This is a genomic window from Candidatus Palauibacter sp. (assembly GCF_965213655.1).
Lineage (GTDB): Bacteria > Gemmatimonadota > Gemmatimonadetes > Palauibacterales > Palauibacteraceae > Palauibacter.
Genome location: NZ_CBDBZT010000002.1, coordinates 141,493 through 156,101 on the forward strand (window position 1 = coordinate 141,493; position 14,609 = coordinate 156,101).

Genomic DNA, 14,609 nt, shown 5'->3' on the forward strand with positions numbered 1-14,609 from the left:
CACCGGCGCCTCCCTCTCGAAGTGGAAGACGCCAAGTTCTGCGTTCCCGGACGGAGCGGCTGCTCCACCCGGCCTTACGGGAACGACCGATGTGTCACTTTTTCGGCCGCCATACCTGTCACTTTTTCACCCGCTACCGACACACCTTCTCCACCGTATCAGCAACGACCGTGACCAGGAGCTTGTCCGCCGGCTCGTTCCAGACAACCTAAGAGGGCTGCTGCGTGAGTTGCCGTCGTTGCCGTCGCAGAGCGCGATCCTGCTTGGTTGGGCCTCGGAGCTTCCGATCCTAGTAAAGATGAACACCCTGCCCCAGTCGCAACAGCCGCGTTCCGACGATCCCGAGTACTGGGGGGTATGGATCGGTACGGACGAGGAGGGCGATCCCATCTTGCGTAAGACGGATTGGCAGAAGGTCGCCGAAGACTGGCAGGCGGTCCCGGCCAACGACAGCGATGATACCAGGGAGACGTAAAGAGTGTGCTCGCACTCAAGCCCTATCCCGCGATGACGGAGTCTGGCGTCGAGGGGCTTGGGGAGGTTACCGGAGCATTGGGAGGTCGGAGAATCGGGGCGTGTCGGCCGGTAAGTCAGGGGAAGCGGCGGCACAAGAGTCGTATCCCCTGCGACCCGTGCCCATCCCGCTATGCTTGGCCCGCGTGAGGCCAACCCGTGTCACTCCTGTGGCAACGCCTTGAGCATCCCACGGTCGATGAGCCCTTTGGAGGTGTCCGTACCACGCCCAGAGCGCCAGGGATTGATTCCAAACGTGCAGACCCAGTTCGATGTTGTGGTCCTGAGCGGCCGCAGCGAAGTTCGAAGACGTTATTATGAACACGCGTTCCTCGTCCACGACTACGGTTTTCGCGTGAAGCACCCTGCGGGCTTCTGGAGCCACCGAGCAGGGATCGTAGAACACACGCCGCCGGTGAAGCGAATCACGGCGTGGAACCGAAGAAACCGACTAAGCAACCAGTCCTGAATTGACCTGCCGGAGCACCTCGAAAACGCCCTCAATGACCTCCGCGTTACCGTCGAATAGCGCGTCCGGTCCCTCCGCATGGAGGTTGCTGAACGGTGGCTCGTAGAGCGCCGAGGCTTCAATGACCCCTCGGGCGCTGAGCTGGTCGATCACCATTTCAATGAATCGGATCTGGGGGGCTGTGAGACTCCTGTCGGCCAGAAAACCTGAGAACGCGGCCTGCGCAGCCGTTCGATCCAACCCCACCAAGCTCCTTACGAAGTGAGCGAGCGATGGCGACTCACTGCGCGCCAGAAGCCCCGACAGCAGCGTGTCCCCGTCCTCTGCACCGATCTCGGCCAAGGTCGATTCCAGCCCTTTCAGGTCGGCATCCGTCAGCGGTTGGTTGGTCCTCAGCCGGTGGATGACCAGGTGATCGAGATGATTGTGCAGGTATTCCTTGACCTTCTTCTCGTACTGAGCTCCGGTCATCTTCGGCATGTAGATCGCCGGTTCTTTTCGAACCCCCACGACCTCGTCCTGGAAGTCCGTGTAGACGATCTTACGCTTCTTCTTGTCGAGGAAGGAGACAAGTACCCGCAGCCGTAGCCGCAGGTCCTCGATGCCGCTGAGATCGATTCCTTCCCAGAAACCGGTCTCCTGTACGGCAGCCAGATAGCCGAGCTGAGCCTTAACTGCGGGAATCGCGTTCTTCTCTTCGAGCAGCATGGCGATCTCGACGACCCGTCGGCGACGACTCTCGAATGCCGGGGCGTCGCCTTCGGCCAAGGCAAGCTGCATACGTAGCGCGGTGAGATCGAACAGTCGTGACTCGATGTCGTCCGGCTCGATCTCGTTCGGAAGTCCAGCGACCTCCGACTCCAGCGTCTCAACGTCGGAGTCGCTGAGTTGCTCCCACGCTCTCCGGTCACGGAAGTGGTTCACCGCCTCAAGGTGCATTCTCACGATGAAGTTCTCGCGGTTCATCGCGGCCACTTCGCCGTGAAGTCTGTCGGTCAGCGAGCCCACCATTTTCATGTTCGGGTCCAGGGCAGGCGTCGTCTGGACATGGGATAGGAGTTGGACGCGAGAGCGGAAGAGGCGGGTGCCGAGCGGCACTCCCCCACCCGCCTCGATCCCATCCGGGTTCTCGCGGAAGAAGTCGAAGTTGAAGCAGAAATCGAAGACGCGAAAATCCTGCTTGTCCTCATCCGGTCCGAAAAGGTCTGGGCAGAGCCGCGTTCCACGTCCGATCATCTGCCAGAACTTGATCTTCGAGTAGACCGGTTTGAAGAAGACCAGATTCGGCCACCTCTGGCACGTCGATACCTGTGTCGAGCATGTCCACCGAGATTGCTAGATGCGGAGCCTTGTTCTTCTGGGAGAAGTCGTCGATAAGACTCTCTGCGTACGCCGCGTAATGGTCGATGACGCGCGCGAAGTGTCCCGCGTGCTGTGGGTAGTGCCGGTTGAACCGTTTCTCGACGAACTCCGCGTGTTCGTGGTTGCGGGCGAACAGAATGGTCTTGGCCAGTCGGTCGCCGCCATTGGCCTTGTGGCCGTGCTCCATGAGGTGCCGGAGCGCCTTGTCCACCGTGTCCTGGTTGAAGAGCCAGCTATTGATCGCGGACGCGTTGACTCTGTCCGGAAGAGCGTCGGGGTTCACGTCGTCGCCCCAATCGAGGCCCTCCCACTGCTCCTTCTCCTCCTCGCTCAAGCCGTCGTATTCGATGCCCTCACGTGGAAACCTCAGATCCACCTGCTGTACGCGCGGCGGCACGAGGAAACCATCCGCGACAGCGGTCTCCAGCTCATAGGCATCCGTGGGAACGCCGGGCTCCAGATCGAAGAGCGCGTAGGTGTTCCGATCCACCTGTTCTCGTGGTGTCGCGGTCAGCCCGACGAGCAGCGAGTCGAAATAGCGAAAGATCGCTCCGTATTTCTGGTAAACGGAGCGGTGCGCCTCGTCGATGATCACGAGGTCAAAGTGCCCGACGCTGAACCGGGCCTCGTTGCCCTCCGACTCGTCGATCAATCCCATCATGGTCTGATACGTGGAGGCGTAAACTCGACCGACCTTGTCCTTCTCGGTCACCAGGTTCACCGGGCTCGATTCCGGCAGATGTGTCTTGAATGCATTCACCGCCTGCTTCACCAGTGACCGTCGGTCGGCCAGGAACAGCGTTCGCTTCACCCACTCCGCTCGTTGCAGGAGATCCACCAGCGCGATCGCTGTCCGGGTCTTGCCACTTCCGGTGGCCATCACCAGGAGCGCCTTGCGCCTCGCACATGCGAACTGTTCCGCGATGCTCCCGATTGCCCGCTTCTGGTAATAGCGGTCCACGATCCGGTCCCTTACCCGCGCCACATCCAACGCCTCTCGCTGGGTTCGGCGCACGATCAGGGATGCCAGCTCGTCCTTCTTGTAGAACCCGGCAACTGTGCGAGGTGGATGGAAGAGGTCGTCCCACAAGCGGGTCCTGTAGCCGTTGGTGTAGAAGATGACCGGCCGCTGCCCATGCATGACCTGCAGGCAGTCTGCGTAGAGTTTTGCCTGTTGCCGTCCCATCTTCGGATCCACCGTAGTCTTCTTTGCCTCGACCACGGCCAGCGGCTTGCCATCGTCTCCCCACAGGACGTAGTCCGCGTAGCCGATCTCCGACTCGTTCGGCATCCCGGTGACTTCGTATTCACGGTCGTGTTTCTGATCGAGCGGCCAACCTGCTCGATGGAGCGCCAAGTCAATCAGCAGGCGCCGGGTCTTTTCTTCGTTCCAGTCATGGGTCTCGGGGACGGCCTCGTTCTCTGCCTTGATAGCTGCGAGCCGTTTCCGCAACGCCTCCACCTCACCCTCCAGCTCCGCACGTGCGTCCTCGGCTGCGTCCCGCTGATCCGTAACGGCCTTCAACTCGGCGAGACTGGCCCGAGTCTGCGGGGTGTCCGGTCTGGGGATGAGGGACTCGTCAAAGATCCTTCCCCGCAGGTTCTCCGCTCCCTTCCGCAGGTAGGTGCGACCCGCCCAGTAGAGGATGTGCGAGAGCTCGCGTACCACGTCCAAAGCGGTTTCCGGTGTCGGCGTCTTCTTTCCGTGCACGGCGACGTTCCCCGCCTTCCGGACGAATTCTGCTTTCTGCCGGACGGCTTCGGGAACCAACGCTCGAAACGCCGGCTCTTGGAGGTAGTTTTCGAGGTTCTGGACTCTCGGTGGACTGAGTATCCTGTCGACTCTATAGACGCGCTTGACCAACCGTTCCAAGGCATGCCGGGCGTGGAAGCACGAAGCCCGAGGGTCACCGTAGACGTGCCGCTCCGCGTAGCTCGCACTCTCCGCGACGTAGTGGAATTCTTGCCTCAAGAAATCGAAGTTCGCGGAGATCTTCATCGGGGCTCAGAGATCGCCCCTGAAGGCGTGGGACTGCAGGGACGCGAAGAGGGAGTCGAGTTCCGCAAGGTGGGTACGCTGGCTGGCTCTCTGTTGTTCGATGGCGGCGACGACGGCAGCGAACCGGTGTTGAAGTTCGAGCGGCGGAAGATGGACTTGGAGTTCCTTCAAGCGTCCAAGGCTTATGCGGCCACGCGTCTGACCTCGCACCAGCCCTGTGGCTATCGACACCACGCGTGGATTGTTTAGGAGCCAACAGGCGTAGACCGCGTTCACCCTTGTCGTGTCAACCCTCATTCGGATGCAATCGGCTTTGTTGATTGCGCGTGCTAGGGTCAAAGGGACGATGAAAGCACGGAGATTAGGGTCACCCATAGTCCCTATAATCACGTCGCCGGGCTGGCAGTGATTGCGCGGCAGGCTGGCGAAGTGCTCTTCGGAGATGAAGGCAAGGTCGTCATTCCGCATCTCGCCGACCCCAACGTTCTGGAGCCGAATTACCCTCACGCCGCCCTCAACATAGTGAGAAGTCTTCAGATTCGAGCCAAAGGGACCGTCCCTGAGTTCCGAGATCGAGGGCAATGAGGTCAGTGGCCACCCCTTCGGATTGGTGACCGGGTCGCCGAACATGTCGAGGAACGTGGATTCGAGCAGAATATCGAGCTGAGCGATGGCCTCGCGGCGCTTTGCCCGCAACGCGTCCGCCGCATCCAGAATCCCCGCAATCCGCTGCTGCTCATCGAGGGGAGGAAGGGGGATCTTTATCTTGAACACCTCGGCAGGTCTGGCCCTAAGGAGCGACCCGCCAACGCCCGAGACCGTCCGCATGAAAGCCGAGTGAAAAACATCTCCGACCAACAGCCACCGCAGGAAGTTTGGCCAAATGCGCTCATCCCGGAGAATGATCCATTCGCCCGATGCAATCTGACGATGTTGATTCGCTGGTCTAACGACACACGCCCGACGGATGTGCGGCACGATGCGCGAGATCATCACGTCGTTCGGCTCGACAGCCTTCTTTGAAGAGCCGATTGAAGAGCCAGGAACTACTTCAGGAGCACCGGCATCGAAAGCGGGGATGCTATAGAGCTCGAACACTTCGTCCTGGTGCTTCTTGGGATCTACAGAGCCCCCTCTGCGAAGAGCAATGTCTCCCAGGGGGATCATGTTCCACTTCATCCGAGCATCCCCGTCAACTCTCTCCGCCCCTTCGCGATTTCTTCCTCCAGCACGGCCAGCCGGTCCAGAATCACCATCGGCGGATCGTATTCCACTGCCTCGTACTGGATCTCCTTGTAACGGTTGATCGAAAGATCGTAGTCGTTGCCCGCAACTTCGGCTTTCGGCACAAGGAAACTCTGATCCGTCCGAGCCCGCTCGCGCTCCGCGTCGCGGTTCTGCCAGCGGGCGAGAATATCGCAAAGGTCGCTCTTCTCCGGCTGCGGCGTGCGCTTGTCATCCAGCGAGTAGCCGTCCGCTTGCATATCGTAGAACCAGACGTGATCCGTACCGCCGGAGTTGGTCTTGGTGAAGAGCAGGATGGCCGTCGAAACTCCGGAATAGGGCTTGAAGACACCGGAGGGCATTGAGATGACAGTGTCGAGCTTCTGCTCCTCGACCAAGATCGTACGCAGGGTCCGATGCGCCTTGGTCGATCCAAAGAGGACGCCGTCGGGCACGATGACCGCGGCGCGTCCACCTGGCTGGAGCAAGCGGAGAAAGAGCGCGAGGAACAGCAACTCGGTCTTCTTTGTCTTGGCGATCCGCTGCAGATCCTTGGCAGTGGACTCGTAATCGAGGCTTCCGGCGAAGGGTGGATTGGCGAGGATGAGGGAGTACTTCTCCGCATCGTCGTCGTCGGCTTGCGCCAGCGAATCCCGGTAGCGAATGTCTGGATTCTCCGCGCCGTGCAGCAACATGTTCATACTGCCGATGCGAAGCATGGTGTTGTCAAAATCGTAGCCGTGGAACGTGTCTTCGTTGAAACGGCGGCGGGCGGCGGTGTCCTTGTAGATGATCTCGCTATGGTGCTCGACCAGATACTCGGCAGCGGTGATAAGAAAGCCCGCCGTGCCGCAGGCCGGATCGCAGATGACATCCCCAGGCGTCGGCGAGACCATGTCCACCATCAGCTTGATGATGTGACGCGGGGTGCGGAACTGCCCGTTCTGCCCGGCGGTTGCAATCTTGCCGAGCATGTACTCGTAAAGGTCGCCCTTGGTGTCGCTGTCGGCCATGTCGATGCCGTCAAGTTGATCCACCACGTTTGCCAGCACGCGGGGCGTGGGCATCATGAAGAGGGCGTCCCTCATGTGGTGTGCGTACGTCGAGCCTCTTCGGGCATCGCCTTCCCCTCTCTGCCCCAGGGATTTCATGAAGGGGAACACCTCGTCTCGCATGGTCGCGAACATCTTCTCGGGAGCAGTCTCCCTGAAGCGAGACCAGCGAATGGCGTCCTGATCGGGAGAAAAGATTGGCTCCTCGATGGGCTTCCCGGTGCGTGCGGCCTTGTTCGCCTTCAGCGTGTGCAGCTCATCGAGCCGCTTGATGAAGAGGAGGTAGGTCAGCTGCTCGATGACTGAGAGTGGGTTCGAAATGCCCCCGGACCACATCGTGTTCCAGATGCTGTCTACTGTGGCCTTGAGTTCGCCTGTGATCATGGTCTTGAATGGCCTCGGCGGCGGGTCGGTCTGTGCGGGCTCCGGGTCAGCCCCGTCGCCCGAAGTAGGCGACCTGGGACCGTAGCGTACGCTTTCCGTAGGCATCGGTCGAGGGCGCTCATGGCGTGCGCTGTGTGCTGCCATCGGCGTTGAGGACGACTTGTCCCTCGCCTTCCCGAACGGGGGCGAAGGCCGCTGGGAGTTGTGTCACTCCGGAGATCGTGCGGACGACGGCGAAGCCTGCGATCTGCGCGGATGGGAACGCTTCCTCCATTCGGAGAACGCACGCGTGGAGGGTGGCGCCGCTGGTTATCACGTCGTCCACGACCGTGATCCGGCCGACGGAGTCGAACCCGAGGAGAGGCGGTACGGAGAGGCTGATCGTTGCGTGGTGGCGTTCCTGCGTCGGCCGGTCTCCACGGGACCATGCGGACTTCGGCACCTTTTCCATCCGGTGAAGCCATTCCTTTCGTCTTCCAAGCCCCTCCGCTTCCATGGACCGCACGAGTTCGACGGTCGTTGACCGCGGTTTGCCTCCCCTTGCCCGAGGGGCATGACCGGGTGCCGGAACGAGCGCGACATCGGAGCCGAAATAGGTGGGGAACAGATCTCGACCGTGATCGGACGCCATCCACGCAGCAATGTTCTTGATTCTCACGGGATCGGAGAACTTTAGGTCCATGACGAGCTCCCAACCTTGTCGGGTCATGGCTGTGTCACCGGAGCGAGGCCGACCGGGACGGTACGCGGCCACGGACCCGAACGGAACACCTTCAGAACGGTAGGTCATCCGCACGCGCCGCCGACCCGACGCATCGGGAGGGGAGATCGTCGAGGACCAGCGGAAGCGTCCTTGCATCGAAGCCGAAGGCCCCATAGCGAATCATCTCGTTGGCCCAGTCCGGCGACTGCCTCTCGAGTGACCGTGTGGGAAAGAGCACGGGCCGCCCAAGCCTGATCGCCTCCCAGCCCTGGTGCCTCGTCCCGCTGTTGGTGGCCGCCTCGACGATCAGCGTGGCATCCGACAGAAGAGCCATGGTCTTGTTGCGCAAGGGGAAGTTCGACCGGTGCGGAGTCTGACCGCTGGGAAACTGCGACACCAGCAGATGCCGCTCTCCGATCGCGTCCTGGAGGCCCCGGTTTCGCGGTACCGCGTACCGATCCAGCGATGTGCCCAGTACGCCCACCGTCCTGCCGCCATTGGTCATCGCCGTCTCATGGGCCACGGTGTCGATCCCCAACGCGAGCCCGCTCACCACGGTTACACCGCGCGACACCAGCATCTCGGTGATCCGTCGGGCCAATTCCAAGCCCTCGGACGACGCGCGCCGGGATCCCACCACGGCGATTCGAGGGCCGCCCTCCAGCAGCGACGCATCGCCCCGCAGGAACAGCTGGCGCGGGGCGGCCTTCAGCTCGAACTCGTTGAGAGGTCCTAGGACATCGTCGGGCACCACAGTCTTTGGCTGCTTCACTGTCGCCGCTCCCATTTCAAGCTCCGCCCGCTGATGAATCGGCTCGGCGGGCGTCCACGAGCTGGATCTTCATGGCTACGTTCTCCGCGTCAGGAATCGATGATGCAATATAGCGTCCTCCCGCTCGCGCCGAATCCTACGAGGGACGCCCGCCAGCCCCTACAACCGTTTCGACATCCAGACCGCCCGTCCGACGACGCGGACCTCCTCGGCCGGCCGCTCGTAGCTGTCGTACTCGGGATTGATTGACTTGAGCACTACGCGGAGCGGCTCGGAGTGCGCCACGTGCGCGATCCGCTTGGCGACGAGCGCGATGCCGTCCCAGATCACGAAGATCCCCGGCGGCGCGGGCACCGTCCGGCTCACGTCGATCATGATGTGGTCGCCGCTTGAGAGCAGCGGTTCCATCGAGTCCCCGTCCACCTCGACCATCCACAGGTCGCCGGGATCGGCCCGGAGCCGGTGGCGGATGAACGCATCGGCGAACATCCACGCATCTCCGGTCACCCGCAGCTCGCCGCGCCAGGCTTCCTCCGCGTCCGGCTCCTCTCTGAGATCCGCCTCCGGCACGGCGCTGTAGCCGATCGGCGCAGCGTAGGCGTCGTTGGGCGGCGAAGGCCGCGTGGCGTTCGCCGAGAGCCGGAAACTCCGGCCGTGCTTGAGGAGCTCGGGTCGGCAGCCCAAGTGCTCGGCCAGGATCTCGCGGTCGTCCTCGGCGAGAACCTTCGGCGTGCCCCTGTGGATGAACTGCTGCAGGTAGGCGTCGTTGCGGCCCATGGCGACCGAGGCGGTGCGCAGGTTCGAGCCCTTCGCCGCCAGCAGCCTGAGCAGCCGCTTGCGCACCGGATCGAGCCGCGCGGTGGGTCCTTTTTTCTTGCGTCCCATGGGGCTGAAATAATCCCGCTTCCGGCCGGTTTCGCAAGCCGGGCGGGACACCGATGGAACCCGGCTGCGCTGGGTAAGGCGGTGGAACGCGTCCATGGCGCACCGTCTTCACTTGACCGGTCCCTCAAGACAGGTCCGCGCCACGCCAACCGGATGATCGGACCCGGCCTCCCGGCTTGGTCCCCACCTACCGCCGCCGCGACCTCCCGCGAGCACCCAACGGGGGTGTTTCCACCCCACTGGCGCCGCGATCCACCGGGCTCACCCCCTTACGAGACGTCCATAGACGTTACGAGACAATTAGGGATTTCCCTACGGTTGTCTTCCTAGAGAGCAATTCTTCACCGTTTTGGCCATGAAGACGCGGGAGCAGTTCGGCCATGGAGACTCTGGAGCGGTACTTCAACTCCCGGGTGAGCGGATTCCTCGAGGAAACCGGAATGGGAGCGACGACCCTCGGCTTGAAGGCGGTGGGCGACCCGAACCTGATGCGCGAGATCGCGCAGGGGCGCTCGCCGTCGCTCAGGATCGCGGACCAGGTGCTGGCGTTCATCAACCGTCACGAAAGGGATTCGGGCGGCGCCCGGGCTCCGCCCCGCCGCCGCAGGCGCCGAGCGCTCTCGTCGCGGACGAGGAGAACGAAGCGGAGCGGAGTGAGGAGCGAGCAATCGATGGAATCGGGAACGAGAGCGCCGATCCGTTTCCTGCGGCTTCCGGAGGTGGAGGCCCGGACGGGTCTGGCGCGGCCGACGATCTACGCCCGGATGGCCGCGGGGACCTTCCCGCAACCGGTCTCTCTGGGTGGACGCGCGGTGGGCTGGATCGAGGCCGAGGTCGAGGAGTGGATGCGCGAGCGAATCGCGAACACACGGGGCGTCGCGCGAGGCGGCGCCCGACCGAACCCCAAGAGGGAGAGAACGGAATGAAGAAGCTGATGAGAACGACGCGGGCGGCCGTGTGGGCCGCGCTGCTAATGCTGGCGCCCGGCGCGCTGCTGGCGCAGGGCACGAGCCCGTGGGTGGATGCGGTGGCCGAGCTCGAGACGCAGTTCACGGGGCCGATCGCGCGTGGGCTGTCGCTGATCGCGATCGTGGTAGGCGGGCTGATGTTCGCGTTCGGCGAGGGCGGCAGCAAGCGCACGCTGGCCGGGATCATCTTCGGGATCGGGATGGCCGTGGGCGCGGTGAACTTCCTGGCCTGGCTCTTCTGATGCGGGGCCTCAGGCGCTGGCCGGGCTACGCGGCGCTGAACCGTCCGCTGACGGTGCTGGGCGTCGAGCGGCGGCTGTTCCTGCTGGGCGCGACGCTCTCCGTCGCGGTGTGGAACGCGACGGCCTCCCTCGTGGCGGGCGGCTTGGTGTTCGCGGTCTGTTACGGCGCGGGCTGGCTGGCGGGCCGAAGGGATCCGGCGATGCTGGCGGTGCTCCGGGCCGCGGCGCGTTATCCGGCCCGGTACGATCCGGGCAAGTGGGCGGACGAGCCGTGGCACCTCGTGGTCCGCGGGGGTTCCCGGTGAGGGTCGCCGACGAACTCCGGGCCTACGAAGCGGCGGGTTCGCTGGCCGAGGAGCTGCCCTACTGGGGTTGGCTCGACGATGGCCAAAGCTGCCTGACCCGTGCGGGCGAACTGGTGGCGGCGGGCCGGATCCGGCCCGCCGTGACCGATGGGAGGACGCCCGAACAGATCGACCGCGTGCTGGGACTCTGGCAGAGGTTGCTCTCGGGTCTCGGTCCCGGCACGCGGATTCAATTCCACCTGCTCCGGCGCCCGGCGCCCGTGATGGGCGCGGATGTGGAAGGCGGTTCCGACGTTGCGTCCGTCTCGGGGCGCAAGAGGCGTGCCTTCTTGGCCGAACGCGTGCAGTGCCTCGACGCATACGTCGTCTGGTCTCAGGATCCCGGCCTACGCTCCGTCGCCGAGGGTTCGCGGCGGGGACCGCTGTCGCGGCTCAAGCGACTTCGGAAGCGCGGCACCAAGACGGGAACGACCTACCTCGCTTCGGAGATCGAGGCGGCTGCGGACCGGTTCCGGTCGATGATCGACGCGGGCCGCTCGCTCGTGGCCGAGCACACGCCGGTCGAGATGCTCGGAGCGCACGAGGCGTCCGGCCTCCTTTCCGAGTTGACGAACAAGCCCGGCACGTTCTGGGACGGTGCGACGGGCAGCGGCATGAACTGGCGGCTCGCGATCTCTGAGCTTGAGGCCGAGCGCTCCCACCTGAAACTCGACGGCGAGCCGGTGATCCTGTACTCGCTCCTCTCACCGCCGGGGCAGGCGCACGCGAACCTACTGAAGGACCTCTACTGCATCGACGCGACCCTAACGGTCTCGCTCGAATGGCGGCCGTGGACGGTCGAAGCGGCGCGGAGGCGGATCCGAAGCGCGCAACGCCACTACTTCGCGCGGCGCTACTCGATGATGGCGCATGCGCAGGACGCGCAGGGCACGGCGGCGGCGATGGTCGATTCGGCGGCGGCCGCCGAGTCGGACCGGCTGGGCAACGCGCTGGTCGAACTCGAAGCCGATGGGGTGGCCTACGGCGAGGCGTCGCTCACCGTCGCGCTCCATGGCGAGCTCGAAGAGATCGAGCGGCTGGACGGCGACGTGCGCCGTCTGTTCGCCGCGCACGACGCCAAGGTCATCCGGGAGGGCCACGGCCAGCTTCCCGCGTGGTTCGCCCGGCTCCCGGCCCAGCCGCGCAAGCGGCAGGTGCGCAAGATGTTCGTGTCGGCGGGCGTCGCGGCGTGCCTTGCGCCCGTGTTCGGACCGCCCAAGGGGAACCGAACGAGCCGCCATCTGGACCGCGAGCCGCTGGCGGTGTTCGAGACGCCGTGGCGCACCGCGTATCGCTACGACCTGTTCGCGGGTGACGTGGGCCACACGCTGATCCTGGGCGCGACGGGTGCGGGCAAGAGTTTCGCGCTGAACTTCCTGCTCGTCGAGGCGCTCAAGTACGACCCCCGCATCCTGATCCTGGACCTGGGCGGCTCCTACCGCTGGCTGACCCGGTTCCTCGGTGGCCGGTATCTCGAACTCGCGCCCGGCGAGGCGGAACCGACGCTCCGGCTACAGCCCTTCGCTCTGCCCGCTAGCACAAGGACGTTCCAGTTCCTGACCGGCTGGGTGCTCCGGCTCCTGAAGCTCGGAGGCTACGAGGCCGACGGGTCGGACACGAGCGAGATCCGCGCGCGGATCGAGGACCTCTACGCGCTGGGTCCTGAGCGCCGGACGCTGAGCGTGCTGGCCGGTTCGCTGCCGGTCGCAATGTGGCCCGCGCTGAGCCGCTGGACGGAGGGCGGTGCCTGGGGTGCGTTCCTCGACAACGCGCCCGACGGAGGAACGGACCTTGAGTTCCGCGACTGGCAGGTGATCGACCTGGCGGGCGCGGCGGAGCACGCGGACCTGTGCGAGGCGGCGCTTTCGTACCTCCTGGAACGCATGCGCCTGGAGATCGAGAACCCGGCCGAGACCGCGCGTCTCAAGCTGATGGTGGTGGACGAGGCGTGGCGGTACATGCAGGACCCCGCCGTGCTGAACTACCTGGCCGAGGCAGCGAAAACGTGGCGCAAGAAGAACGCCGCGCTCGTGCTTGCCACCCAGTCCGCCGTGGACGTGACCGGGACGCCGGGCGCGTCGGCGCTCCTCGAATCGATCCCGACCAAGCTCTTCCTCGCCAACCCCGAGTTGCCGAACGAGGCCGGGGCGCTCTTCCGGCTGAACGAGTCGGAGGTGGCCCAGGTCCGGGAGCTTACGCCCAAGCGGGAACTCTATCTCCGCCGCCCGGACGAGGCGGCGGTGCTCCGTCTCGAAGTCGATCCCGAGAGCTACTGGCTCTACACCTCCTCGCCCCTCGACGCCGAGAGGCGCGCCGAAGCCGTGGCGAGCCACGGCCTGGTCCGGGGGCTCGAAGTGCTCGCCCGGCCGAACCCATCCCACACCACCCCCAAAACGAAAGGGACCTGACACCATGAAGACACCAACCGCAGCGATCCTGCTCGGGATCACCGTTGTCCTGCTCACGCTGCTTCTGCTGGCGCTCCCCGGCGACGCTTGCGCGCAGCAAACGAGCGCCGATGCCGCCTACCTGCGCGTGCCGGTGCCCGAGGAGGGCGCAGAGCGGATCCCCCGGCTTCGCGCGCGCGTGCGCCATACAACGGTAATCGTGCTTCCGGCCGAAGAGCGCATCCTCGACTTCGTGGCCGGTGATTCCGAGTACTGGCACCTGACGGGCGCGGCCAACGTCGCATACCTGAAGCCGCTGGCCGAGGACGCGGCCACGAATGTCGCGCTCGTTTGCGAATCGGGGCGCATCTACTCGTTCCTCGTCTCCGAACACGGCGAGAAGCCGCCGCATCTTGTCGTCCGTGTCGAGCCGGGCGCGGAGGCGGCTGAGATGGCCGGCGGAAGCGCGGGCGGACCCGCGTTCGTGGCCCGGAGCGAGGTGGAAGCCTACCGGCAGATGGCGGCCCAGGCGGCAGAGTCCGCGGGCCGGGCGCGCGAGGAAGCCGAGGCCGGGATCGCCGAAGCGCGTAAGCAGGCGACCGCGGAGATCGAGGCGTTCCGCGCCTCCTACCCCGAACGGCTGCGGTTCGAGTACCGGCTGGACCGGAGGGCGTCGGAGCGACCGTTCCGGGTCGAGGCGATGTGGCACGACGGGCTCTTCACCTACATGCGTTCGCGCGCGCAAGAAGCCCCCGCACTCTACGAACTCACCGACGGCGAGCCGAGCCTGGTCGCGTTCGATCTGACCGAGGACGGCCTCTACGTCGCCCGCCGCGTTCTGGGCGACGGATGGCTCCAGATCGGTGACAAGCGGCTGCACTGGTGGTTCGAGCCCGGGGAGGCCCCCCGATGAGCGGCTGGAAGCAGTGGTTCAAGGAGCCGAAGGGCGCGCTGCCCGGCGGCATGGTCACGAAGATCGGGATCGCCCTGATCACCGTGCTCGTGGCGGGGTTGCTGTTCTCCTCGACGCTGTCGCGTCCCGGCGAGACGGCCGGGGGAGCCGCGCCCACGGAGGCGCGGCCTATGGACGACCGCACGGGCCGCTCGCTCGACGGGCGCCTCAGCGCCGAGACGGATCGCCAGACTCAGCAGGCGGCAGCCGATGCGGGCCAGGAGCGGCAACCGTCCGATGACGCCGGGCAGGAGAGAGCTGGACAAGGCGCGGAAACGGATGCCGGCAACGCCGGAACAACCCAAGCGGGAGTGTGCTGATTTCTGTGTAAATGGCCATGGAGTAGACTCTGG

General features: G+C 64.7%; 13 protein-coding genes and 1 pseudogene. 7 read left to right on the plus strand and 7 right to left on the minus strand.

Annotated features, from left to right (window positions below):
* Nucleotides 1-139 precede the first annotated feature (139 nt).
* Nucleotides 140-475: pseudogene (locus ACOOGH_RS01660) on the plus strand (ATPase); the annotation flags it as partial.
* A 489-nt stretch (nt 476-964) separates the two neighbouring features.
* Here ACOOGH_RS01660 and ACOOGH_RS01665 read toward each other — a convergent pair.
* The 7 genes from ACOOGH_RS01665 to ACOOGH_RS01695 all read right to left on the minus strand — a co-directional run bounded on the left by ACOOGH_RS01665 (nt 965) and on the right by ACOOGH_RS01695 (nt 9,363).
* Nucleotides 965-1,999, minus strand: coding sequence for a type I restriction-modification enzyme R subunit C-terminal domain-containing protein (locus ACOOGH_RS01665; protein ID WP_420447256.1), 1,035 nt, complete (start codon nt 1,997-1,999; stop codon nt 965-967).
* Between the two features lie 169 nt (nt 2,000-2,168).
* Entirely contained in the window at nt 2,169-4,343 is a 2,175-nt protein-coding gene (locus tag ACOOGH_RS01670; protein WP_420447257.1) for a DEAD/DEAH box helicase family protein, read from the minus strand.
* Nucleotides 4,344-4,349: 6 nt separating this feature from the next.
* Entirely contained in the window at nt 4,350-5,522 is a 1,173-nt protein-coding gene (locus tag ACOOGH_RS01675) for a restriction endonuclease subunit S (protein WP_420447258.1), read from the minus strand.
* A complete protein-coding gene (locus ACOOGH_RS01680; RefSeq protein WP_420447259.1) occupies nt 5,519-7,003 on the minus strand; it encodes a type I restriction-modification system subunit M in 1,485 nt (494 codons plus the stop codon). Before ACOOGH_RS01680 ends, ACOOGH_RS01675 begins: the two co-directional genes overlap by 4 nt.
* A 118-nt stretch (nt 7,004-7,121) precedes the next feature.
* The gene (locus ACOOGH_RS01685; protein ID WP_420447260.1) at nt 7,122-7,445 is read right to left on the minus strand and encodes a hypothetical protein; all 324 of its coding nucleotides are present in this window, start codon (nt 7,443-7,445) and stop codon (nt 7,122-7,124) included.
* A 331-nt stretch (nt 7,446-7,776) separates the two neighbouring features.
* Nucleotides 7,777-8,478, minus strand: a complete 702-nt coding sequence (locus ACOOGH_RS01690) for a DNA-processing protein DprA (protein WP_420447261.1) — start codon at nt 8,476-8,478, stop codon at nt 7,777-7,779.
* 159 nt (nt 8,479-8,637) lie between these two features.
* Nucleotides 8,638-9,363, minus strand: a complete 726-nt coding sequence (locus ACOOGH_RS01695) for a S24 family peptidase (RefSeq protein WP_420447262.1) — start codon at nt 9,361-9,363, stop codon at nt 8,638-8,640.
* A 380-nt stretch (nt 9,364-9,743) separates the two neighbouring features.
* On the opposite strand from ACOOGH_RS01695, the gene ACOOGH_RS01700 reads away from it, so the two are divergent.
* The 6 genes from ACOOGH_RS01700 to ACOOGH_RS01725 are packed head-to-tail and all read left to right on the plus strand — an operon-like array spanning nt 9,744 to nt 14,576.
* Nucleotides 9,744-10,289 (plus strand): helix-turn-helix transcriptional regulator, encoded by a 546-nt coding sequence (locus ACOOGH_RS01700; RefSeq protein WP_420447263.1) that lies wholly within the window; start codon nt 9,744-9,746, stop codon nt 10,287-10,289.
* Nucleotides 10,286-10,573 (plus strand): TrbC/VirB2 family protein, encoded by a 288-nt coding sequence (locus ACOOGH_RS01705; RefSeq protein WP_420447264.1) that lies wholly within the window; start codon nt 10,286-10,288, stop codon nt 10,571-10,573. Before ACOOGH_RS01700 ends, ACOOGH_RS01705 begins: the two co-directional genes overlap by 4 nt.
* Nucleotides 10,573-10,878, plus strand: a complete 306-nt coding sequence (locus tag ACOOGH_RS01710; RefSeq protein WP_420447265.1) for a VirB3 family type IV secretion system protein — start codon at nt 10,573-10,575, stop codon at nt 10,876-10,878. The genes ACOOGH_RS01705 and ACOOGH_RS01710 overlap by 1 nt, the downstream gene beginning before the upstream one ends.
* Nucleotides 10,875-13,325, plus strand: coding sequence for a VirB4 family type IV secretion system protein (locus ACOOGH_RS01715; protein ID WP_420447266.1), 2,451 nt, complete (start codon nt 10,875-10,877; stop codon nt 13,323-13,325). The genes ACOOGH_RS01710 and ACOOGH_RS01715 overlap by 4 nt, the downstream gene beginning before the upstream one ends.
* Nucleotides 13,326-13,329: 4 nt before the next feature.
* Nucleotides 13,330-14,217 (plus strand): TrbG/VirB9 family P-type conjugative transfer protein, encoded by an 888-nt coding sequence (locus tag ACOOGH_RS01720; protein WP_420447267.1) that lies wholly within the window; start codon nt 13,330-13,332, stop codon nt 14,215-14,217.
* The gene (locus ACOOGH_RS01725) at nt 14,214-14,576 is read left to right on the plus strand and encodes a hypothetical protein (RefSeq protein ID WP_420447268.1); all 363 of its coding nucleotides are present in this window, start codon (nt 14,214-14,216) and stop codon (nt 14,574-14,576) included. Before ACOOGH_RS01720 ends, ACOOGH_RS01725 begins: the two co-directional genes overlap by 4 nt.
* Nucleotides 14,577-14,609 lie beyond the last annotated feature (33 nt).

Excerpts from the sequence above, each read along its gene's own strand:
- ACOOGH_RS01665 (WP_420447256.1), bottom strand. The coding sequence starts at position 1,999 with ATGAAAATGGTGGGCTCGCTGACCGACAGACTTCACGGCGAAGTGGCC.
- ACOOGH_RS01670 (WP_420447257.1), bottom strand. The coding sequence starts at position 4,343 with ATGAAGATCTCCGCGAACTTCGATTTCTTGAGGCAAGAATTCCACTAC.
- ACOOGH_RS01725 (WP_420447268.1), top strand. The coding sequence starts at position 14,214 with ATGAGCGGCTGGAAGCAGTGGTTCAAGGAGCCGAAGGGCGCGCTGCCC.
- ACOOGH_RS01680 (WP_420447259.1), bottom strand. The coding sequence starts at position 7,003 with ATGATCACAGGCGAACTCAAGGCCACAGTAGACAGCATCTGGAACACG.
- ACOOGH_RS01675 (WP_420447258.1), bottom strand. The coding sequence starts at position 5,522 with ATGAAGTGGAACATGATCCCCCTGGGAGACATTGCTCTTCGCAGAGGG.
- ACOOGH_RS01710 (WP_420447265.1), top strand. The coding sequence starts at position 10,573 with ATGCGGGGCCTCAGGCGCTGGCCGGGCTACGCGGCGCTGAACCGTCCG.
- ACOOGH_RS01705 (WP_420447264.1), top strand. The coding sequence starts at position 10,286 with ATGAAGAAGCTGATGAGAACGACGCGGGCGGCCGTGTGGGCCGCGCTG.
- ACOOGH_RS01720 (WP_420447267.1), top strand. The coding sequence starts at position 13,330 with ATGAAGACACCAACCGCAGCGATCCTGCTCGGGATCACCGTTGTCCTG.
- ACOOGH_RS01700 (WP_420447263.1), top strand. The coding sequence starts at position 9,744 with ATGGAGACTCTGGAGCGGTACTTCAACTCCCGGGTGAGCGGATTCCTC.
- ACOOGH_RS01695 (WP_420447262.1), bottom strand. The coding sequence starts at position 9,363 with ATGGGACGCAAGAAAAAAGGACCCACCGCGCGGCTCGATCCGGTGCGC.